The organism is Bacillus cereus, assembly GCF_002577405.1.
Taxonomy (GTDB): domain Bacteria; phylum Bacillota; class Bacilli; order Bacillales; family Bacillaceae_G; genus Bacillus_A; species Bacillus_A cereus_AU.
In genome coordinates this window covers 23,987-47,675 of the sequence record NZ_NULR01000019.1, presented here as the reverse complement: position 1 = coordinate 47,675, position 23,689 = coordinate 23,987, and the positions used below count along the sequence as shown (strand labels likewise).

Sequence of the window (23,689 nt, the reverse complement as noted above, 5' to 3'; positions counted from 1 at the left end):
AAATTTAACTAGAAGGACAAGCGTACAAAATGCTTGTCCTTCTTTTTCATGTATAAAAACGTTAAATATTTTCATTTAACTGAATTTTCTAGTATCATATTTTTAGATAGTTAAAATAAGGGGGCTACAATAAATGAAACATGTAATCGAAAAACGCCTTATTCGTGCAGAAATTCCTACCGAAATAACATGGGATCTTTCCGACTTGTACAAGTCCGATGATGAGTGGCATACTGCATTACACGTATTGGAAAGTGATGTACAGAAACTCGATTCATTTAAAGGGTGCTTACATACTAGTTCCAATACTTTATTAAATTGCCTACTTTTAGAGGAAGAACTTTTAATGACGTTAACAAAACTGAGCTCATATGCAAATTTAAAAGAATCTGTTGATCGGACAAACCCAGCAATTCAAGCGAATTCTTCCAAAATTTCTGCTCTAGGAACAAAAGTTTATACAGCACTATCCTTTATTCATAATGAAATCCTTTCATTTGAAGAGGGATTAATTGAAAAATATTTAAATGAGGAAGCAAAACTCGAACCTTTCCGTAAATCGTTACTAGAAGTGCTGGGCAAAAGACAACACACTCTTTCACCTGAAACAGAAGAAGCACTTGCTGCACTAGGTGAAGTTCATAGCTCTCCCTACAAAATTTACGGCATGACTAAATTAGCTGATATGGACTTCGCTTCTATACAAGACGAACAAGGAAATGATCTGCCCGTATCCTTTGCTTTATTTGAAAGCAAATATGAATTTTCTCCAAGCCCACACATACGTAGAAAAGCATATTCATCATTTGTCTCCACTTTGCAACGATATAAAAATACAGTTGCCACAACATATGCTACTGAAGTAAAAAAACAAGTGACTCTTTCTCGTTTACGCAAATATGAATCCGTTACCCATATGCTTTTAGAACCTCAAAAAGTTCCACTTGAAATGTATAACAATCAACTAGATATTATTTATAACGAATTAGCACCTCATATGCGCCGTTTTGCAGATTTAAAAAAGAAAGTATTAAAGCTTGATCAAATGCTTTTCTGCGACTTACATGCACCTTTAGATCCCGAATTTAATCCAGCAATTACTTACGAAAAAGCAGGAACACTCATTCAAGATTCTTTAAAAGTATTAGGTGATGAATATAGTGCCATTATCGAAAAAGGCTTCAAAGAAAGATGGGTAGATCTTGCAGATAATATAGGCAAATCAACAGGGGCATTTTGTTCAAGCCCATATGGTTCTCACCCTTACATTTTAATTACATGGCAAAATACAATGCGCGGATGTTTCACATTAGCTCATGAATTTGGACATGCTGGTCATTTTTATTTAGCAAATAAAAACCAGCGCATTATGAATGTACGTCCATCTATGTACTTTGTTGAAGCACCATCAACGATGAATGAATTACTATTAGCCCAGCATTTACTAGCGACTACTGACGATAAGAGAATGCGCAGATGGGTCATATTACAACTACTCGGCACATATTATCATAACTTTGTTACTCACTTACTTGAGGGTGAATATCAAAGAAGAGTATATACCCTAGCAGAGGAAGGACAAGCACTTACAGCCACAACTTTAACCGAAATAAAAACAAATGTCCTTTCTACATTCTGGGGAGATTCTGTAGAAATTGATGAAGGGGCTGGCTTAACGTGGATGCGTCAACCTCATTATTATATGGGCTTATATTCTTACACATATTCTGCAGGTCTCACTGCATCTACCGCAGTAGCCCAAATGATTAAAGAAGAAGGACAACCTGCCGTTGATCGTTGGTTAGATGTACTTCGCGCTGGTGGTACAATGAAACCACTTGAATTAATGAAACGCGCTGGAGTAGACATGTCAAAACCAGATGCAATCCGTAAAGCTGTTTCTTACGTTGGTTCTTTAATTGATGAATTAGAACATTCTTATCAAGAATAAAAATAAGCCCTCACTTTATGAGGGCTTATCCTATATTTACTTCCCAAATCTTTTACGGTATCCGCATTTTCTACAAAGTTCTTCAACTGCAACTCTTTTCGAAAATCCATCTACAATATTTTGCGCTCTATCGCCCTCTATAATGTTAGAAAATGAATCACTATTAATATTACCAAGATTAATAATCCCTTCACCATCTAAACAACAAGGAATAACCGTTCCATTTGCTAAAATACCTGCTTGATTTCGAAGACCGTGACAGAATCCTTTTCCATCATCCTCTTCTTCATGCAATGCCGGCCACTGGAATTCATAATCTTGATTAATAAATACACGTTCCGCAATTTTTATACCTTTTCCTGGTGTAAGCTTCTCTTCAATTTGATAAGATAGATCAAACTCATTTTCAATTATGGATAATAACTCTCTATTTTTCTGGATTTCAGCATTTGTTTTATTATCCTGAGTTAAATTCCATAACCTTAGCGAAACGATTAAATCCGATTGACTTGTCGCTTCCCTAATGAAGGAAAGTATACTCCTTACATAGCCCTCTTTATCTTCTGAACCTGGATGTCCATCAAAACTGTGCAGTGAAAAATTCATTTGTCTTAACGCAGGTTTATTTAACAATCTATGCCTTCTCTTATTAATTAACGTTCCGTTCGTCGTAATATTAACTTTAAACCCTTTTTCATGGCTTAAATCTAACAGTTGATCTATTTTTGGATGTAGCAACGGCTCACCCTTCACGTGCAAATAAATGTAGTCTGTGTGAGGTTTAATCTGGTCTAATCTTTTAGCAAAATCCTCCACAGAAATGAATTGCTTCTGCCTTTCCGTCGGCGGACAAAAGCTACACGCAAGATTACATACGCTCGTAATCTCCAAGTAAAACTTCTTAAACTTCTTCACCTTTAATTCCTCACTTCTCTGACTACTTATAATTTTTTCCTCTTCATATTACAGCATACTTTTTTAGAAATAGAAACATACTTATTTTAGGAAATAAGTATTTATTATATAAAATAGAGAAAACGGCCACATATGTAGCCGTTTGAATGTACTATTATACCACTATTTATGATACAGTCCGCATGTAATTGCGTTTTTCCTGGAAAAACCTTTCCTCATAGCCTCAAACTTCATTTGATCTCTTAACAATCCATTATTCGATGTTATTGGAACCTGATTTAGAAACCAATGTATACTCTTGAATCTGTTGTACTTGCTCTGTTTCATAGAACTCTTCATTATACTCTGCTTCAATAGCCTCCGCCTGAAGAAGTTCCTCTAGAATCAAGATATAATCCGTACATTTTTCTCCCTTAATACCTTTCGTTTCGGCCTGAATCGTACCATCTGGGAGAATCCTAATTTGTACTCTTTTCTCCATCTTCCTCCCCCCTTAGAAATCAATCGTTCTTCCACCACGACCGAATCGGACGTCATCATCAGAATTTTCATCCACATTTCCACTTGGGATTAAAACCGGTTCTTTTGGATAATCTACCCTATCCTCACGTGGGGTCGCCGTAACAGCTCGAACATTTGCCCAATCACGGATCGACCTTATTTGCTCTGCTTGTGTAACTGAAAGAGGTACCGTATTGTTAATCGCACGTTCGAAATCTGCTAATTGAATGGGGCGATCCTCTGAATATGCCTCAAATAAAGCATCAATAACAAGCTGCTCAATTTCAGCTCCAACAAACCCTTCACACTTTCCTGCCAATTCATCTAAAACTTCATCAGTAACCTTTAATAAACCCATTACTTCTGGGTTCTTTAATCGTTTATTGATATGAACCTTTAAAATTTCTTTTCTTTCCCTATGGGTTGGTAGGTCAACAAAGAAAATTTCATCGAAGCGGCCTTTCCTCATTAATTCTGGCGGCAATCCTGAAATATTGTTTGCTGTGGATATAACAAAGACAGGACTTGTTTTTTCCTGCATCCATGTTAAAAATTGACCGAAAATCCTTGAAGATGTTCCACTATCTCCACCATTCGAAATACCACTAAAACCTTTTTCAATCTCATCGATCCAAAGGATAGAAGGAGAAATTGCTTCAGCTGTTTTAATCGCTTTTCTCATATTTTCTTCACTGCTTCCAACAATCCCACTAAAAATCTTCCCCATATCCAAACGTAATAACGGTAACTGCCACATCGTACTAATGGACTTACTAATTAAGCTTTTTCCACAACCAGGCACCCCAGTAATCAGTACTCCTTTCGGTGCAGGAAGACCATATTTTCTTGCTGAGTCAAGCCAAGACTTATTACGCTTATTCAACCAGCGTTTTAAATTTTCAAGGCCGCCGACATCCTCCATCTTCAACTCACTATTAATGAACTCTAAAATACCTGTCTTTTTAATAATTTGTTCTTTTTCTTCAAGGATGACCTCAACATCAGTAATATTTAACTTTCCATCTTCTACCATTGCGCGAGCAAAAGCATTCTCTGCTTCTGAAAGAGTTAACCCTAACGCCGCTTTGGCTAACCGCTCTTTCTCTTCCTCTGTTAATGAAATATGAATTCTCCCGCTCTGCTGGTTAATTTCAATCATTTCATCTAACACAGATTTAATTTCCTCAAAAGTTGGTAAATCAAAATCAACAATGGTCACATCTTTTTGCAAATCCTCTGGAAGAATGAGAAACGGCGAGGTGATAATGACATTAATTGGATTCCTACTTTGCTTTATATGGATAAGCATATCTCTAAGTTTTCGAATGACCTGAAAGTCAGCTTGTCTTCCGTGACTGCCAAAGAAAACGTGAAAATCCTGAAGAACCACTATACAAGGTTTATCATAGTTTTCAATAAACTCCAGTGCCTTTAATGGCTGTTTGCTTTCGCAATGTATCTGTCCTTTACTGTCCTTCATACCAGTTGTGATTCTCCATGTGAGCACTTCTCTCGGTGTTTTAATCAACTCAACATCCTGGGCTACAGAACGGATAACAGATAAAATTCGGTCCTCCTCCCAGGTTTGAATATAAAGATATGGAAAGCGCGCCTTTAGTAAATTGGCCAATAATGTTTTAATTCGCACCTGATGTCTTGTTACACTCATCTTTTTCCTCTCCCTTTTTTGAAATAACCCATCTTAAGTTCACTTATTAAAAATCAATCATTCTCCCTGACATACTTACATTAGTTTCCTCCACCATTGAAAACGTAACAGATTGTTTCACTTTTTCAATGGTATGACCCTTTAATTCCATAACTTCTGAAAACTGCTCAAATGATTGGAACCCCCCAAGGTCTTGGCGCTTCTTCACTACCTTTTTGGCTAGAATAATCCCAATCGCAGGTATAGCTGCGATTTCTGATTCTGCTGCAGTATTAATATCAATTTTTCTAACCTCTTTTTCAAAGGGGACAGATTCCTCCGCCTTCGGCGGAAGCACTTGACCTTGAGGCTTACTAACAGAAACTTGTTCATTTTTAATTTTAGGTTGAGGTGGTTGGTTTTTGGCTTGTCTGTTCACCTTAAATTTCGCCTCTGCCTCTTCTCTAAGTTTGGAGATTTCCTGATTCGTCATTTCCTGATTATTACTCTTTAAAACATCCAGTTGAACTAAATATGCAGGTCGGATTTTAAAGGCATGGATAATGGTTACAATCCATAATGTTAAAGCAACTGCTGCCCCAATACCTGTGGCAGCGATAGTGAAAGCAATCATAAGTACAGCTAGATATACAAACCCATACACTCTCCACCGCTGATTTTTCACTTTTGAACCAGTATATAAAAAGGCGATAAAGCTCATGATACCAAACGGCGCGAAGGTTAACAGAATCCACCAACTATTCGCTATTTCCCATGTTTTTCCTCTATCTGTATAAATTTTAGCCACCCTCATCTCTCCTTTATGAATGATTTAATATGTACGTTAACTGGATAGAATTATCCTCTAACAATTCCTCGTTTTCTAGCACCATTCCCTTGTTCTTCGCTTTTTCTATTAAATTCTGATAAACTCTTTGTTGCAAATAATGTGTATAGGATGTTTCCACCTTCTCAAGCCACTCTAGATAGGCAGTCCGTTCAGCAGATTTAGGGAGAACTAATGAATATCTCCCCTCTTTCTCTAACATAAATGTGACCTCATTTTCTTGAATGCCCTTAAACGAGTCGAGGCTATCTACTTGTCGGAAAGAACAACTCCATTCTTCTAGTGCTTTCTTTAAAAGCTCCTCATCCTTCATTCGGGTCTCTAATACTATACAATCTTTCTGTTTCTTCTCCGTGTAGCTAGATATCCCTTCTGCCACTTCTTTTGTCAACGCAATAGCCAAAGGAATTAACACTATTTCAACACTCATGAATGGATCTCCTTTCGTACATATCCTAATTGATGCAACAAATCCAAATCTACAGAATTGGCCATTCCATTAGCCGAGATTGTTCCATCGGGGTGCAACCGGATTTCCAGCTTATTCGGAATCTCTAACAAGGATGTTTCAAGATGCTTATATACATCCGTCAAGAACCGATATTTTTGGTTTTTTGAACCAATCCAAGGACGGCTTAAATCATGTTCTGCTTGGATAAAAGGACCATCTATTAATAAATCGGTGCAGTTTAACAAGCTATGCCAGTGAGGATTATTTGACTGTAAAATCACCTCATATTCATATCCTGAAAAGGTAACAACTGATAAATCTAGCTCTTTCATATAATTGGCTAAAATGCCTAGCTCCTTTGCCTGACTAAATGGCTCTCCGCCTAAAAAGGTGACTCCTTCAATCCTAGGTTCAGACTTTAGGCCATTCTTAATGTCTACTAAAATCTCATCAATCTCTATTCTTACACCGCCCTTCATATCCCAAGTATGAGGATTAAAACAACCTTCGCATTGAATTGGACACCCTTGCACCCAGATAGCGTATCGTAACCCAGGACCTTCTACTCTCGTTCTCTTTTCGATTCTTGAAATCTGAATGGTAGCCAGAACCTTCACCTGCTTTCTATTATGAATTGGAATATTAAATTAATTAAATAATAAGTTTCCAAGCTTGTTTAAAATGAATCCTGTGCTGGCATCATCCCCAAAGAACTTATAATAATAGTGGACCACGCGAACCAAAATCCATTCCCCAATTTTTAATATGCTTCGGATAATAAACGACAATATCCCAATTCTCCAGAGAAGAAATGAAATAACAAGAAAAAGGAAACAACCTATACCTCCTGATCCAAATCTCGCAAAAATTAAGAATAAAATGATTCCGCCAATGATATATAACATTTGTTATCTAGTTCCTTTCCAAAATAAACCTCAGGAATATTTTACTATAAAAATCAAAAAGGGAGTATGGTCACTTCCATATTTATCCCTTATTTTCGAAAAAGACTCTAATTAGGGAAATTAATACTAAATTATTAATTGTTCACAGTATACCTTCATCGACTTCTAACAGGGTATAAAAGATATGTTGGTATTTCCTTTATCGTCAAATTGCCGGTTCCATATCCCCCCTTTATTTTCATCTCATTCTCTATCACAAAACCTATATTTTTGACTGAATATGCACTTAACCAAGCATCCAATAAATTTGGTCGAAAATCGATCTAAATTAATAATCAACGAAAACAAAGTAGTGCAAATTGCCCCCTATAAAAACTATAACGACAGAAAAACAGACACTTTAAAGATCCCAGATGAACTAGTCAAACAGTTAATTTAGAAAAGTGCCTGCCACTACCCGAATAATGTCGATAAATTCGACAAAATGCGAGTGGTAACAGGCACTTTTTTTAAAGAACAAAAATTAGAATCACTCCAACGGCAGAAATCATGGTTTATGAAAAAAATTTCCATTTAAATATATAGTTATAGACAGGGCCTTCCTATTAATAAAGAATAGTGCTGATTTTGTCTTCATAGAAAAATCTCATTTACTTATGATACGGTTCACCGTAACTAATCTAAGTGAAGTTATTTTTCATTATTAAATTTAACTAAAAAGGTAGTGCCTTCCGATCCTGTTTGAATTTCTATTTTTGCATTATGACGGGCAGCAATGGCATAACATACACCTAACCCCAATCCAGTTCCATTATCTTTGGTCGTATAAAATGGGGTACCCAGTTTCTCTAATACCTCAGGCCTGATACCTTTTCCTTGATCCCGCACTGCAAGCACCACACAATTTTGCATTTCCTTGTAAGTGCTAATGGTTAGAACTTTCCCTGTACTCATCGCTTCTAAGCCATTACGATATAAGTTTATTAATAATTGCCGTATCTCATTACGATTTAAAAGTAATTCCGGAATGTCATTTGTATCAACTTGAATATATTTATTTTGATTATACGCATCAATTTCTATTAAAGGCATAATATCGTGGATAATTGAATTTAAACCTAACATCTGCAAATCCGATTTCCTTGTATTACCCATTGAGAGAAATTCAGTAATAATAGAATTGGCACGGTCAAGTTCTTCAATCATTAAATTAAAGTACTTATTATGTTGCTCATAGTTGTGCTCTTCTTTTAATAACTGCAAAAATCCTCGTACTGTTGTCATTGGATTTCTAATTTCATGGCTGATGCCTGCTGCCATTTGCCCTATTAACTCTATGTTGGATAACCTTTTCAATTCCTGCTCATATTGCTTTTTTTCCGTTATGTTTTTAAAAATACAACAAATACCATCATCATATGGGTAGGCAATAACTTCGTGCCAATATTCATCAGCGGTAGAAAGAAATTCGAAATGAACTGTAGTTCGCTCTGACATTGCACGATGAAATTCCTTATACATAACTGTGTCGACACTACTCCGGAAAATCTCCCATACATTCTTGCCTAATACATCTTTTGCTGTTTTTCTTTGTGGAAAATATTGATGCTTATTTACGTACGTAAATTCCCATTTATTATTCAAAGTAAAGAGTCCATCCGTAATACTTTCAATCACACTTGTAACTTTTTCATTAGCAGCAGCTAGTTCTCTCGTTCGCTCTACCACCATGCTTTCAAGTTGATCCATATATAACAAGTTTGAAAACGTAGGAGCTGTGGCATCAACGATAGATTTTGCCAGTTGAATTTGGGAACTATCGTAATTGTGAGCTTTACCAACGACAATTACCCCTAATACCTCTCCCATTGAAACCAACGGAATCATCAGTAGACCCTTACTATCTATATTTTTTGTTTGAATAACCTCTTGGATTTTGGCTTCATAGCTTTTCTCCATCCAATCCACTTCTGTCCAATCACAGTCCTTGCTTAACTTCGTTGTTTTAATCGTTGTTTTGTCTAGCGGGTCTAAAAGGTGGACAGCCATATTTTTACTCTCTAAAATCTGTCCTAAGTAAAAAAAACATTTATCAAAACTCTCCTGTATCGAGGAACACATTGATAAATCACGGGTAACATTTAGTAAAAGCTGCTTCTCGGCAATAAGGTTTTCCTTTTGTGTTAAATTATTTGCGTTTTGAATTGCGACCGCAGCCATATTTACATAAGCTTCAACACTTTGAATTTCTGAATCTGTTAAGTTCATTGGAACTCCATAATCAAATAAAAAAACCAGACCAAATAACTCTTGCTCAAATGAGATAGGCAGGGCTAATAAGGACTTAATTTTGAACGCATCAACTGGTCTCGAATCCGGCCGATGATCCTTTGAAGTATCAGGGATATAGATGGTTTTTTGGGTTTCAATAACCTCTTTTGCCAGTAAGTCTATTTCAGGATCAATTACCTGAGTATCAAGCGTTACTCCATTTATGGTCTCAGGTTTTCCTGCAAACCCTCTAAATGTTCCATCTTCCTGGGGTAAATAAATTCCAACAGCGTTGCACCTAACAATCTCCTCTGATATCGCCATTGTTACACGCTGCAATACTTCACGTAGTTCTAATTTTGTATTTATTATTTTTGTTATATTCGCGAGCCTAGAATATCTCGTCTGATCACTTAACATTTACATAGCCTCCAATTATAGGCACAATAAAATAAACATGATAATATCAGTGAAAATCAAGACCAACCTGCCATTTTCGATTTTCTCCTGTATTCTTTTCTTACCCTTGTTTTACATAGAATATCTCACTTACTTATGATACGGTTCCCCACGATTAATCCGAAATGCCCTATACACCTGCTCAAGTAATACTAATCGCATTAATTGATGTGGTAATGTCATCTTCGAAAAAGAAAGTGATTCATTCGAGCGCTTCATTACTTCTGAACTTAGTCCAAGTGATCCACCAATTACAAACGCCACTTTACTCTTTCCATATGTAGCAAGACGATCTAGGCTTACCGCAAATTCTTCTGATGATTTTTGTTTTCCTTCAATAGCTAACGCAATGACATGCGTATCATCAGAAATTTTATCCAGTATACGTATGCCTTCTTTTTCTTTTACAATTAACATTTCTGCTTCACTTAAATTTTCTGGTGCCTTTTCATCTGGCAATTCAATTACTTCTACTTTTGCGTATGCAGATAATCGTTTTAAGTATTCTGCTATACCTTGTTTCAAATATTTTTCTTTTAATTTCCCAATTGAAATAATCGAGATATTCACACGTATCCCCCACCTTACAAACATGTTATCCACAAAACTTATCCACATATCCACAGATATTACCCACATATTGTGTGAGAATCTGTGTTCGATACAACATATGTCGCCTCATTTTGACAAAATTCACATGTTTTTTTCTCTTCTTTAGAGTTATCCACATTGTTAATAACCGGTGCAACTTCACACTCATCCACAATAATATCTAACGCTAATTCAACATGTTCTAAACAACAAGGTAAATTCATATTCTTCACCTCACTTTTCTACAATAGAAAACAGGAGGTAGGCCCTCCTGTTTTCAATACTTTTGAATGCCTAATTTAATCGTTGTTGTTGCTCTTTTTGTACCACGATAAAACGTAAGAGTCATTTTATCATTAATTTTTTTATTATATAATGCCGTACGGAACCCAATAATATCGTTTACCGTTTTTCCATCTACCGCCACAATAACATCATGTTCTCGTAAACCAGCATCCGCGCCTGGTGAAGGACTTTTCACATCTAAAATGCAAACTCCCTCTGCTACATTACCTGGTAAATGTAATGTTTTGGACCAATAATAATTTGGGATCTCATTTAATGATCTAAGTTCAATTCCAACATAAGGTCTTCTTACTTGGCCGTACTTCTCCAGTTCATTCATAATTGGAACGGCTCTAGTAACTGGAATCGCTAGTCCGATTCCTTCTACTTCCTTTGCAGCAATTTTCATTGAATTAATACCAATTAATTGACCCGCTGCATTAACAAGCGCCCCACCACTATTACCTGGATTAATTGCCGCATCTGTTTGCAACACTTCTACTTGCCAATCGTAATGACCATCTTGATCTAGATCGACAGGAACAATGCGCTCATTAGCCGAAATAATACCTTGTGTGACGGTTCCAGAAAATTGTAGCCCCAGTGGATTTCCAATCGCAATAACTGGTTCTCCTCTACGAACGGTATTGGAATCACCAATTTCAATTACTTTCTTCACATACTTCGCATCTATTTCTAGTACTGCTAAGTCCGTGACTACATCAGTTCCTAATACTTTACCTGGAACTTTCTTACCGTCACTTAAGCTCACTTCAATGCGATTCGCCCCAGCGACAACGTGGTTATTTGTTACAATATACGCATGTCCACCTGTTTTCTTATAAATCACACCAGAGCCTGTACCGGCTTCCGAATCAGCCTCTGAAAAATCGTCTCGTTGAATATTAATAACCCCAACAACAGCCTCCGAGGCACGATCAACAGCGTCTACAAAGCTAACTTGTTTAACAGGTACATTTCCATTTTGAGCTTCAGCCATATTTTTTTCACTTGCTTCAGCTTGCGGAAGCTTACCTGCATCATTTGAAAATAAAGGAGCTCCAAATGCAAACAATGAAGCCCCTACAATTGTTCCCGCTATACTAGAAATAACAATACCTTTATGTTTCTTTTTCCCTGCACGTTTAATACGATATTTTTCTTCATCAATAAAGGACATATTTGTTCACCTATCTTCCTGAAAACAACTATATTCACCTTTATTGTTTACTAAAATGAAGAATTATACGTATTGAATTTTCGTAGGCATTTTTGGATCTGTATCATGTATTTCAAAGGATTCTCCTACTCCAAATCCCTTTTCCTCTAATACTTGTGATACAGACATACGTGCTAATTCTTTCATATTGTTATCTAAGCTTAAATGGGCTAAATAAATATGTTTTGTTTCATCTGTAATTACATCTGCCATCGCCAATGCAGCATCCTCATTACAAACGTGTCCCACATCGCTTAAAATACGTCGTTTAATACTCCACGGGTAACGCCCCATACGAAGCATTTCCACATCATGATTACTTTCAAATACGAAAGCATTCGCTCCCTTAATAACACCTTTCATACGGTCACTGACGTATCCTGTATCTGTAATAAGGGCTAACTTTCTATTGTTGTTATGAAAAGCATAAAACATCGGTTCTGCCGCATCATGAGAGACCCCAAATGATTCAACCTCAATATCCCCAAATGTTTTCACATCTCCAACTGAGAAAATAAACTTTTGCTCAGTTGGGATATTTCCTATTAAATGTTCCATTGCATTCCATGTTTTCTCGTTCGCATAAACAGGTAAATCATATTTACGCGCCAATACACCTAATCCCTTAATATGATCACTATGCTCATGTGTCACGAGGATGCCTGATATGTCATTTATATTCAGTTCAGCTTGTTTAAATAAAGCCTCTGTAGCTTTACCACTTAAACCTGCATCGACGAGTAATTTTTTTTCATCTGTTCCTACATATAGCATATTCCCTGTACTTCCACTTGCAAGTACGCTAAAATGCAATCCCATTCTTTCTCACTCCAGTATGTTCATCAACCACTTGATTTTCCTTTTCACCTAATTCCATAACCTGTCCTTCAATCGCATTCACAAAGAAATCCTGCTTCTGATCCGTTTTTAAATTCCATGTGGGAGCGAGAACTTGGTTATTAGAAGTAGATGCGGTAAGGGTGGCATAACCAATTTGCGCTTCTTTTACATGCGTATTCCCATGAACTTTATTTTTTAAATACAAATTTTCTAAAGCCGTTTGAGCAGTAATAATTTCTTGCTGTTTCGTCTTTTCACTCTCGCCCATTTCTTTTAAATCCGTTAACATCGTCTGTGTGTACGAAACAAGCTCATTTTTTTCATTTAATTCCCCAACAATCATCGCCTGATCGTTATAAAAAATAGGCTTATCTTTATATTTTTGGAAGAAGTAAATTTTAGAGTCTTTCATCGCTCCAAACTCATACTTTTGTCCATCCAATACATAGTTCTTCAAAAATTCATTATACTTATCTTTTGATAATGATTTTGTATTTAAAAAAGGCTCTTTTAACTTACTTTCTATTTTGTACATATTTTGTATATGCGCCGTTTGATTTTTTAAAGACTGTATATCTTCTTCTTTAAAGGCCTTGTTTTCTGCCCTAATAAATGACTCTTTTTTCGGTTCTTTAGGGAAATTACCCATGGTAATTTTGTTTGCTTTTAATTCTTGATCTATTTTTGTTTCTGCAATAAGCTCCAATTGATTACTATCTTGCTTTTGAATGAATTGAAAAATGAGAAAGAGGTCCAAAACAAAAAAGGTCACAATAAATATGGTTTTAATCCGATCCCAATCCATTTAGTCCTCCCTCACTCCACTCGTATATTTTTTGTTTACCATTCTCATCTTCAACAAGCTTTACATACCAAATTGGCTGCAGTCGAACTACTTGCCCATCTAGTAATAACTTGTATCCAATACCAATATCCTTAATCAATTGTTTATTTATCTCTGCATTATTTTCTAGGGATGCTATCACGACATGACCCGATGGAAGAGTGACCTTTTGTTCTATACCCTTCGTATTTAAAGACAGCAACGGTCTTTCATATTCCATTACTTCTTCTGATCCCCATCTTTGTCTCAATTCAGCTAACCCTTCTGTATTGAATACGGAATATCCATCTTCATGTAAACGAAATACTGTCTGTCCTTTATTCACATAGTCCAAACGATATGAATCCAAACTCCCACTGTGGCCACTTACAAATTCAAAACTTTTTTGTAAAAGCATTAAATTATCTATAGTTTTCTCACTTGAGACAGAAGAGTTTTTATACTTTAACATGTGATGATTTTTGTCGATTTCCATTGACCTAATACCATCTGTAAATGTTTCTTTCGACTCTTCGATAATAGGGCTTAAATAGCGCGGATCACTAAACAGGGCATTTTTAAATGTATCAACTGCTAAATTAGATGAAATATATGTTATATTATTTAATTCTGTCGTTCCATCTGGTAAAAATAGCTTTTTCATATCATTAATTTGATACTCAAAATAAGGTTTTGCTGATACTATAAATTGATTTTGTGCATTGACAATATCTTTTAAATACACACCACTTAATTTCGCTTCATATATTCTAAAGTTATCATCATAAGAAACAAAGTTAATTTTAATCTCTTGATCCCTACTTCTAGAAGGATCAATAATAATACGATTAAAATGTTTAGGCCTATCTATACTTTTTTCTTTTATATTAAACATAGATTTAACAGCGTCAAATGGGATGTTGGTAGGAAAAATCAGCTCAATTTTCCCTTCACCATGCACATAAGAAAGGAAATCACTCTTCGCAATCGATATCTCTCTAAAATCATGTAACTCCCCTATTTCCAAAGGTTTATAGATTGATTCTATATCTTCTTCTCTTCTGCTCCCATAATGATTTTTATCTTTATGCACGATGACAGAAGTAGGTCGGATAACATCGGAAATTTTAGTTTGATTCGTTCCTTCATTACCTTGCACAAATTTTGTATTTTGCATGGAAGTGGAATCTGGCACATACGTCCATAAATTAAAAGTAAGAAATAGGCTAATTACAACTAAATTAATTAAAACTATTGTTTTAAAGTTTTCCATATTCATTCCCAATCGTCCTCTTCATCCGCTGCCATTGGCAATGTGAAATAAATAGTTGTCCCTTTTCCTTCCTCACTTTTCGCCCAAATTGAACCACCATGCGCCTCAATCATTTCTTTCGCAATTGCTAATCCCAGTCCTGTACCACCCATTTGTCTTGAACGTGCTTTATCTACGCGATAAAAGCGCTCAAAGATTTTATCAACGTTTTCTTTTGGAATACCCATTCCTTGGTCACTTACGCTAATCTCTAATAAATCCCCACGATCACGTAAGCGATATGTTACTGTACCACCTTCTGGTGAATACTTTAATGCATTAGAAATAATGTTATACAAAACTTGTGTAATTTTGTCTGCATCCATATCAATAAATCTAGATTTTTTAGAGAAAGATCGTTTGAAGCTTACGTTTTGCTCTTTAGACATTTCAAAGCGATCAATAACGTTATTAAAGAAATCAGTAAAGTCGACCCATTCCTTCATTAGGCGATGTTCTGTACTATCTAGTTTAGATAGCTGTAACAAGGCATTTACAAGTCTGATCATTCTTTCCGTTTCTTCTTGTGTAACTGTTAAAAATTGCGGTGCAATATTTGGATCTTGCCACGCCCCATCCGTAAGCGCTTCTAAGTAACTACGCATCGTTGTTAATGGCGTTCTTAATTCATGAGAGACGTTCGCCACAAACTCACGACGTTCCTGTTCTATACGCTCCTGCTCCGTTACATCATACAATACAGCAATTAAACCATTTGCCTTCCCCGTCTCTTTTTGAATAACAGAGAAACTAGCACGTAAAATATATGGTTCATTTCTCGTACTAAAATCTAATAAAACAGAGTCCGGCTCTTCGTATAAATGATCAAGCGTAAATTCTTCCTGTATCCCTAATACTTCTAAAACAGATTGATCGAGCGCTGTTTCACGCGAAACATTTAGCATCTTTTCCGCAGGATCATTTAATAAAATAATATCCCCTTTTCGATCAGTAGCAATTACTCCATCTGTCATATGTGATAAAACGGATGATAATTTACGTCTTTCACTTTCTGTTGAAGAACGAGCTTGTTGTAATTTTTTTGATAAATTATTGAAAGATAATGCTAATTGTCCAATTTCATCATGGCTATGCACTTTTACTTTTCTCGAATAGTTTCCTTTTGCCATTTCAATTGCTTGTCTTCGCATATCTGAAATTGGTCTCGTAATAGTTTGAGCTAACAAAATTCCAAGTACAGCTGTTACGAGTAATGCAATAACTGTTCCAGTTGCAAAAATTTGATTAATATCCTTCATTTGTTTATAAACATCTTCCATAGATGCAACAACGTAAATAACACCAAGTGCATCCTTGCCGTTATCATCTAGGATAGGCGTAATCATAACTTGTACACGATGGCCTGTACGACCATCCTTCTCAATTTTCACTTCTGGCTTTTTTTGTACTAATACTCGCTGAACAGCTATATCAGTTGATGTTCTATTCACCTTATTTTGCTTCGACTCATCTGAAATAGCTATTAACTTTCTATGCCTATCAAATACACTTACCTCTTGAATATCTTTCTTTCGATCAGAGGCAAATTTTCGAATGGAAGTTTTAATCGTTTCGTCTGTTGATTCTGTTTCTCCTTTTGTATAACTTTTCTTAAACTCTTCTTTCAGGTTATATGCTAATAAGTTCGTTTGCTGCGTTAAAGAATCCCTAAAGCCTTGTACCAGACTCTTTTCTAGCTCCCTTACGAAATATACCCCAATAACTTGCATAGCTATCAGTATTAATAGCATGTATATAAGTACAAATTTTAAATGAATAGATTGAAAAAAACCAACTTTCTTCATATACTATTCCTGTTCTGGGTCACGCAAGTAATACCCTACCCCACGTCTAGTTACAATTAAAGTAGGATGACTTGGATTATCTTCAATTTTTTCACGTAAACGACGTACTGTTACGTCTACTGTACGCACATCTCCGAAATAGTCATAACCCCAAACTGTTTGTAATAAATGTTCACGAGTCATAACTTGTCCTAAATGTTTTGCTAAATAATGTAGTAACTCAAATTCACGATGTGTTAGCTCAATATTTTCCTCACGCTTCGTTACACTATAGGCATTTGGATTGATAACAATTGGCCCAATAACCATCTCAGTATTTTCTTCTTTTTCTGCCGCACCACCTTGTTGATGGCGGCGTAAATTTGCCTTCACGCGAGCAAGTAATTCCCTCGTACTAAATGGCTTCGTTACATAATCATCTGCCCCAAGCTCAAGCCCTAATACTTTATCAATTTCAGAGTCCTTTGCTGTAAGCATAATAATCGGCATTTCTGAGCTTTTACGTATTTCACGGCAAACCTCTAAGCCATCTTTACCTGGTAGCATAATATCTAATAAAACCATATCTGGCTGTTCTTCAATGGCTTTTTCAATTGCTTCATCACCATCATGCGCCATTACAATTTCAAAACCCTCTTTTTCTAGGTTGAACTTCAAAATGTCCGCAATCGGCTTTTCATCATCAACTACTAAAATTTTCTTTCCCATCATCGTCTATTTCCTCCTCATAAAAATATGGTCAATGATTCTTAAATATATTGATGTTTCTATAGTATATCCCTATATGACAGCAACTTTTATTTAAGTGTTCTCTCCTCTATTCTCATAGACTCATGTATGATCCAACTTTACACGGAATCCTATACGATCTACAGAAAAACCTCTAGCTTCAACTGCTAGAGGCTCCCCATCCTATTGTAAAATAACTACCCACATTTGTAAAACAACACAAAATAAAAAGGATATTAAGTGGGCCCACTTAATATCCTGAGAGTGGCTCGGGACGGAATCGAACCGCCGACACGAGGATTTTCAGTCCTCTGCTCTACCGACTGAGCTACCGAGCCAAAACTATATATAAAACCACTAATGGTGGTATAAACAAAAGTGGCGGTCCCGACCGGGGTCGAACCGGCGATCTCCTGCGTGACAGGCAGGCATGTTAACCACTACACCACGGGACCAAAAATGAACATAAAAAAAACATGACCCGTACGGGATTCGAACCCGTGTTACCGCCGTGAAAGGGCGGTGTCTTAACCACTTGACCAACGGGCCACGAAAAATAAAATGGTGAGCCATGAAGGATTCGAACCTTCGACCCTCTGATTAAAAGTCAGATGCTCTACCAACTGAGCTAATGGCTCATACTCACCAACGTCATATTTTCGTGACGACAAGATGTATCATAACATGTTTTCTTTTATTTTTGCAATACCTTTTTTAATTTTTTTATAAAAAATAAGAAAAAACTCATGAGAACATGAGTTTTTTCTTAAAAAAATCAATTTCTTATATTAATTAAGCTTCGTATACATTACGAACGATATTTGTTTGATTACGATCTGGTCCAACTGAGAACATAGATAATTGGATTCCTGTTAATTCAGAAACACGCTCTACGTATTTTCTTGCATTTTCAGGAAGCTCATCTAATGATCTTACCCCAGTAATATCTTCTGTCCAACCTGGAAGCTCTTCGTATACAGGCTCACATTTCGCTAAAATGTTTAAGTTTGCTGGAACTTCATCAATAACTTCGCCATTGTATTTGTAACCAACACAGATTTTAAGAGTTGGAATACCTGTTAAAACGTCGATAGAATTTAATGATAGATCCGTTAAACCACTAACACGACGTGCATGTCTTACAACAACGCTATCGAACCAACCTACGCGGCGTGGACGACCAGTTGTTGTTCCGTACTCACGACCAACTTCACGAATTTGATGACCAATTTCATCATGAAGCTCAGTAGGGAACGGGCCATCACCAACGCGGCTTGTATATGCTTTACACACACCTACAACGCGAGTAACTTTCGCAGGACCAACTCCAGTTCCAACTGTTACACCACCAGCAATTGGGTTAGAAGATGTAACGAATGGATACGTACCATGGTCAATATCAAGCATAACACCTTGTGCACCTTCAAATAATACACGATGATTGTTATCTAGTGCATCATTTAATACAACAGATGTATCACATACATATTGCGCGATTTGTTGACCGTACTCGAAGTACTCTTCGAAAATTTCTTCTACACTGAAACCTTCTGTATCGTACATCTTTTCAAATAAACGATTTTTTTCTACTAAATTGCGCTCAAGTTTTTCTTTAAATGCTTCACGGTCTAAAAGATCAGCCATACGGATACCAATACGAGCAGCTTTATCCATATATGCAGGACCGATACCTTTTTTAGTTGTACCGATTTTGTTATCACCTTTACTTGCTTCTTCTAACTCATCTTGTCTTAAGTGATAAGGTAAAATAACGTGTGCACGGTTACTTACACGTAAATTATCAGTACTTACACCACGATCGTGTAAGTATTTTAACTCTTCAAGTAATGCTTTCGGATCTACTACTAAGCCGTTTCCGATTACACAAATTTTCTCTTTATAGAAAATACCAGATGGAATTAGGTGTAACTTATATTTAACTCCGCCGAAAACAATTGTATGTCCCGCGTTATTTCCACCTTGATATCTTGCAACTACTTCCGCATGCTCAGAAAGAAAATCAGTGATTTTACCTTTTCCTTCATCGCCCCATTGTGTTCCTACAACTACTACTGAAGACATTATTAAAGCACCTCCGCAATTTTCAAACGATCTATTCAAACAATATAATTGTACCAAAACCGAAAAAGAAGTCAACCAAAAAGCGAACATTTTTTTATTAAAATTCATTTTCGTTCGTAAGAATTATATTTTTATCTTATGAAAGCCTTATCTTTACTCTATAAAAAAAGAAACACATCTTATTATAAGAAATGTGTTTCTTTTTTATACTACCTTTATGCCGGTGGTGCATGTCCATCTTCAAAGCGACGTTCTAAGTTGACGAATTTATTAAATTCCTTAACAAACGCAAGCTCTACTGAACCTACCGGACCGTTACGCTGCTTTGCAATGATAATCTCAATTGTATTTTTGTTTTCCGTTTCACGATCATAGTAATCTTCACGATATAAGAAAGCTACAATATCAGCATCCTGCTCGATACTTCCTGATTCACGAATATCAGACATCATCGGACGTTTATCTTGACGAGATTCTACACCACGAGATAGCTGCGATAAGGCAATAACAGGTACTTGCAATTCACGTGCAATTCCTTTTAGTGTACGCGAAATCTCAGATACTTCCTGCTGACGGTTCTCGCCTGATTTTCCACTTCCCTGAATAAGCTGTAAGTAGTCAATCAAAACCATCCCAAGACCTTGTTCTTGCTTTAATCTACGACACTTTGCTCGAATCTCATTTACTTTAATCCCTGGCGTATCGTCAATATATATACCAGCATTAGAGAGACTCCCCATTGCCATCGTTAATTTCGCCCAATCATCAGAAGTTAATGAACCGGTACGAAGTCTTTGCGCGTCAATATTCCCTTCCGCACAAAGCATACGCATAACAAGCTGATCAGCACCCATCTCTAGACTGAAAATCGCTACATTTTCATCTGTTTTCGTCGCTACGTTTTGTGCGATATTTAATGAAAATGCCGTTTTACCTACCGATGGACGCGCTGCCACGATAATTAAATCATTTCGCTGGAAACCCGCTGTCATCTTGTCTAATTCAGTAAAACCAGTTGGTATCCCTGTAACTTCACCTTTTTGGTTATGCAAAAGTTCAATTTTATCATAAGCATCTACAAGAACATCCTTAATGTTTTGGAATGCTTTCGCATTCGTTTGATGAGATACTTCTAATATTTTTTTCTCAGCCTCATTTAAAAGGCCGTCCACATCATCTTCTCTCTCATATCCATCAGATACGATATGAGTCGCCGTTCGAATTAAACGACGTAAAAGCGCCTTTTCAGCGATAATGCGTGCATAATATTCTACGTTAGCAGCGGTTGGAACAACTTCTGCTAACTCTGCTAAGTAAGAAACCCCGCCAACCTCTTCTAGTAACCCTTGATCAGCCATTGCCGATGTCATCATTACTAAGTCGATTGGCTCTCCCTTATCAGATAGCCCGAGCATGACTTCGAAAATCTTTTGATGTTTCGTTCGATAGAATGAATCAGGTACCAATAACTCTGATGCTGACGTTAATGCATCTTGATCAATCAATATGGCCCCTAAAACCGCCTGCTCAGCCTCTATATTATGCGGAGGGGTACGATCAGCAAGTACGTCACTCATACGCAATCCTCCTCACTTAACTTATTTTTATTGTTCACTAACATGAACTTTTACTGTTGCCGTTACTTGCGGATGCAATTTCACAGTTACATTTGTATAACCTAATGCGCGGATTGCATCGTCCATTTCAAATTTACGTTTATCAAGTTTGATTTTGTGTGATTTTTGCATTACATCTACGATTTGTTTGCTTGTGATAGAACCAAATAAACGGCCACCTTCTCCAGATTTCGCCTTCAGTTCCACAGTTAGTTTCTCTAAAGTTTCTTTCAGCTCTTTTGCATTCTCAAGCTCTGCTGCTGCATCTTTTTCTTCTTTACGCTTTTGAGCTTCTAAAGTTTTCATACTGCTGTTTGTCGCTTCGGCAGCTAACCCTTGTTTTAGTAAGAAGTTATTTGCATAACCATCTGGTACGTTTTTTATTTCTCCCTTTTTTCCTTTACCTTTTACGTCTTTTAGAAAAATTACTTTCATGATTGTGTGCCTCCCTGTAAATAGTCATCAATAACAAATCGAAGCTTCTCCTCAGCTTCATTTACTGTAACATTTTTCATTTGTGTGGCTGCATTCGTCAAATGCCCGCCACCTCCTAAATTTTCCATAATTAGCTGCACATTTACTTCACCTAAAGACCTGCCGCTAATTCCAATGAAATTCTCTCCACGTTTCGCAATAACAAACGATGCAATAATACCCGTCATTGTTAATAACGTGTCCGCTGATTGCGCAATAAGCACTTGATCGTAGTAATCATCACTATCAACTTTCGCAATCGCAATTCCATTTTTATAAATGTACGCATTTTTAATAGCTTTTGCAACCCGTAAATACTGGTTCATATCCTCTTTTAACAATTCTTGTACAAGTACAGTGTCTGCACCATGTGAACGTAAATAAGAAGCAGCATCAAACGTACGAGCCCCCGTCCGGAATGTAAAACTTTTCGTATCAACAATAATACCAGCTAACAATGCTGTTGCTTCTAACATTGTCATCTTTAAATTTTTTGGTTGATATTCAAGTAATTCTGTAACAAGTTCTGCCGTCGAAGAAGCGTACGGTTCCATGTAAACAAGCAATGGATCTTCAATAAAGTCTTCTCCTCGGCGATGATGGTCAATAACCACTACATTTTCAATTTGATGTAACAGTTTCTCCTCCATCACCATTGAAGGCTTGTGTGTATCAACGACAACAAGTAATGAATCATCATTTGCAAATTCCATCGCTTGCCCTGGTGTAATAAAGTGAGACCATAATTCTTCATTTTGTTTCACTTTATCCATCAAACGTTTAATTCCCTTATCGGAATCATTTTCATCTAACACAATATATCCTTTACGTTCATTTAATTGAGCTACCTTTAAAATACCAATCGCGGCGCCAATCGCATCCATATCAGGAGCTCTATGTCCCATTATAATGACATTACTACTTTCTAATACTAAATCCTTTAATGCATGCGAAATAACTCTAGCACGTACACGAGTACGCTTTTCGACCGGATTCGTCTTACCACCGTAAAACTTAACTTTACCTGTCGCTTGTTTAATAGCTACTTGATCTCCACCACGGCCAAGCGCAAGGTCTAAACCAGATTGAGCCATTGCTCCAAGTTCTGATAAAGGTAAATCCCCTGATCCAACACCGACACTTAATGTAAGTGGTATGTTCCTTTTGGATGTTTCTTCACGCACCTGATCTAAAATGCTAAATTTTCCTTTCTCCATTTGCGCTAAAATACTTTCATTTAGTACAACGAAGAATCTTTCTGAAGATGCACGTTTTAAATATGCACCATACTTAACGGCCCATTCATTTAGACGTGACGTCACAAGACTTGTTATATTTGTACGTAATTGATCATCTAACCCTTGTGTAACTTCATCATAATTATCTAAATAAATTACAGCCAAAACAGTGCGCTGATCCTCATACATCTTTTCAATCTCTGTTTGTTCCGTTACATCAAAGAAATAAATTAACTTTTCTTCTTTCCTTACAAAAACACGAAACTTTCGATTATTTAAAGAGACTATATCGTCGGAAGTTTCTCCCTTAATAAAAAGAAGTAATGTTTCTGATACATCATAAAGATGCCATCCAGCTAATGCATGTTGCCCCAGACATGAAGATAAATAAGGATTCGCCCAATCAATCCCATAATCCTTATTGTATAACAAAATACCAATCGGCATTTGGTTAAATGCTTCATTACTCACTTTCTTTACCCTTGTAATCATATCTGTTGTATGTTTTTCGAAATTCCTTTGAAAGGTAAGTTCAAATCGTACAACAAGAAAAATCACAATACAAAAAATAAAAAAGGCAGCTATTCCTATAATTAAATGAAAATAACAGAGGATCGAAATCAGCACAAACACAAAAAATGCCAATACATAAACAGGATATAAAAACCACTGTTTCTTATAAAATTCAGGCATGTATACAACTCCTATAAAGTAAAACTAACTCACC

General features: G+C 36.5%; 21 protein-coding genes and 4 tRNA genes. 1 reads left to right on the top strand and 24 read right to left on the bottom strand.

Annotated features, from left to right (window positions below; genetic code table 11):
• The first annotated feature begins 133 nt into the window (after positions 1–133).
• Positions 134–1,951, top strand: coding sequence for an oligoendopeptidase F (gene pepF, locus COC96_RS22080; RefSeq protein WP_098268567.1), 1,818 nt, complete (start codon positions 134–136; stop codon positions 1,949–1,951).
• Positions 1,952–1,987: 36 nt separating this feature from the next.
• Here the strand turns inward: pepF and COC96_RS22075 are convergent, their stop codons facing one another.
• The 24 genes from COC96_RS22075 to COC96_RS21965 form a co-directional block, all read right to left on the bottom strand.
• Positions 1,988–2,866 carry a radical SAM/SPASM domain-containing protein gene (locus COC96_RS22075; protein ID WP_097902504.1) on the bottom strand — a complete coding sequence of 293 codons (879 nt, stop codon included), beginning with the start codon at positions 2,864–2,866 and terminating at the stop codon, positions 1,988–1,990.
• Positions 2,867–3,119: 253 nt separating this feature from the next.
• Positions 3,120–3,347, bottom strand: a complete 228-nt coding sequence (locus COC96_RS22070; protein WP_098769362.1) for a DUF2997 domain-containing protein — start codon at positions 3,345–3,347, stop codon at positions 3,120–3,122.
• Positions 3,348–3,359: 12 nt separating this feature from the next.
• Entirely contained in the window at positions 3,360–4,895 is a 1,536-nt protein-coding gene (locus tag COC96_RS22065; RefSeq protein WP_257202081.1) for an AAA family ATPase, read from the bottom strand.
• Positions 4,896–5,082: 187 nt separating this feature from the next.
• Complete coding sequence (locus COC96_RS22060) at positions 5,083–5,823, bottom strand: helix-hairpin-helix domain-containing protein (protein WP_180234967.1); 741 nt, start codon at positions 5,821–5,823, stop codon at positions 5,083–5,085.
• Positions 5,824–5,836: 13 nt separating this feature from the next.
• Complete coding sequence (locus COC96_RS22055; RefSeq protein ID WP_098769357.1) at positions 5,837–6,292, bottom strand: hypothetical protein; 456 nt, start codon at positions 6,290–6,292, stop codon at positions 5,837–5,839.
• Positions 6,289–6,930 carry a 4Fe-4S single cluster domain-containing protein gene (locus COC96_RS22050; protein WP_098769356.1) on the bottom strand — a complete coding sequence of 214 codons (642 nt, stop codon included), beginning with the start codon at positions 6,928–6,930 and terminating at the stop codon, positions 6,289–6,291. Before COC96_RS22050 ends, COC96_RS22055 begins: the two co-directional genes overlap by 4 nt.
• A 97-nt stretch (positions 6,931–7,027) precedes the next feature.
• Positions 7,028–7,150 carry a hypothetical protein gene (locus COC96_RS28170; protein WP_257202080.1) on the bottom strand — a complete coding sequence of 41 codons (123 nt, stop codon included), beginning with the start codon at positions 7,148–7,150 and terminating at the stop codon, positions 7,028–7,030.
• A 758-nt stretch (positions 7,151–7,908) separates the two neighbouring features.
• Entirely contained in the window at positions 7,909–9,909 is a 2,001-nt protein-coding gene (locus COC96_RS22045) for a GAF domain-containing sensor histidine kinase (RefSeq protein WP_098769354.1), read from the bottom strand.
• Positions 9,910–10,038: 129 nt separating this feature from the next.
• Positions 10,039–10,518, bottom strand: a complete 480-nt coding sequence (rlmH, locus tag COC96_RS22040) for a 23S rRNA (pseudouridine(1915)-N(3))-methyltransferase RlmH (protein WP_001027003.1) — start codon at positions 10,516–10,518, stop codon at positions 10,039–10,041.
• 59 nt (positions 10,519–10,577) lie between these two features.
• Positions 10,578–10,763, bottom strand: a complete 186-nt coding sequence (locus tag COC96_RS22035) for a CxxH/CxxC protein (protein ID WP_002035001.1) — start codon at positions 10,761–10,763, stop codon at positions 10,578–10,580.
• 53 nt (positions 10,764–10,816) lie between these two features.
• Complete coding sequence (locus COC96_RS22030) at positions 10,817–12,004, bottom strand: S1C family serine protease (protein WP_098268565.1); 1,188 nt, start codon at positions 12,002–12,004, stop codon at positions 10,817–10,819.
• A gap of 63 nt (positions 12,005–12,067) precedes the next feature.
• A complete protein-coding gene (locus COC96_RS22025; protein ID WP_000522832.1) occupies positions 12,068–12,862 on the bottom strand; it encodes an MBL fold metallo-hydrolase in 795 nt (264 codons plus the stop codon).
• A complete protein-coding gene (locus COC96_RS22020; protein WP_098769353.1) occupies positions 12,846–13,688 on the bottom strand; it encodes a two-component system regulatory protein YycI in 843 nt (280 codons plus the stop codon). Before COC96_RS22020 ends, COC96_RS22025 begins: the two co-directional genes overlap by 17 nt.
• A complete protein-coding gene (locus COC96_RS22015; RefSeq protein WP_098268563.1) occupies positions 13,669–14,985 on the bottom strand; it encodes a YycH family regulatory protein in 1,317 nt (438 codons plus the stop codon). Before COC96_RS22015 ends, COC96_RS22020 begins: the two co-directional genes overlap by 20 nt.
• Entirely contained in the window at positions 14,982–16,823 is a 1,842-nt protein-coding gene (gene walK / locus COC96_RS22010; protein ID WP_097902509.1) for a cell wall metabolism sensor histidine kinase WalK, read from the bottom strand. The genes COC96_RS22015 and walK overlap by 4 nt, the downstream gene beginning before the upstream one ends.
• 3 nt (positions 16,824–16,826) lie before the next feature.
• A complete protein-coding gene (gene walR / locus COC96_RS22005; protein ID WP_097902510.1) occupies positions 16,827–17,534 on the bottom strand; it encodes a cell wall metabolism DNA-binding response regulator WalR in 708 nt (235 codons plus the stop codon).
• A gap of 283 nt (positions 17,535–17,817) precedes the next feature.
• Positions 17,818–17,890, bottom strand: a tRNA-Phe gene (locus tag COC96_RS22000).
• Positions 17,891–17,931: 41 nt separating this feature from the next.
• Positions 17,932–18,007, bottom strand: a tRNA-Asp gene (locus COC96_RS21995).
• A 22-nt stretch (positions 18,008–18,029) separates the two neighbouring features.
• Positions 18,030–18,101, bottom strand: a tRNA-Glu gene (locus tag COC96_RS21990).
• 13 nt (positions 18,102–18,114) lie between these two features.
• Positions 18,115–18,190: transfer RNA gene (locus tag COC96_RS21985), tRNA-Lys, on the bottom strand.
• A gap of 154 nt (positions 18,191–18,344) precedes the next feature.
• Positions 18,345–19,634 (bottom strand): adenylosuccinate synthase, encoded by a 1,290-nt coding sequence (locus tag COC96_RS21980; protein WP_098268562.1) that lies wholly within the window; start codon positions 19,632–19,634, stop codon positions 18,345–18,347.
• Positions 19,635–19,849: 215 nt separating this feature from the next.
• A complete protein-coding gene (dnaB, locus tag COC96_RS21975) occupies positions 19,850–21,211 on the bottom strand; it encodes a replicative DNA helicase (RefSeq protein ID WP_097902512.1) in 1,362 nt (453 codons plus the stop codon).
• Between the two features lie 27 nt (positions 21,212–21,238).
• The gene (gene rplI, locus COC96_RS21970) at positions 21,239–21,685 is read right to left on the bottom strand and encodes a 50S ribosomal protein L9 (protein WP_097902513.1); all 447 of its coding nucleotides are present in this window, start codon (positions 21,683–21,685) and stop codon (positions 21,239–21,241) included.
• Positions 21,682–23,655 carry a DHH family phosphoesterase gene (locus COC96_RS21965; protein WP_098268561.1) on the bottom strand — a complete coding sequence of 658 codons (1,974 nt, stop codon included), beginning with the start codon at positions 23,653–23,655 and terminating at the stop codon, positions 21,682–21,684. The genes rplI and COC96_RS21965 overlap by 4 nt, the downstream gene beginning before the upstream one ends.
• Positions 23,656–23,689 lie beyond the last annotated feature (34 nt).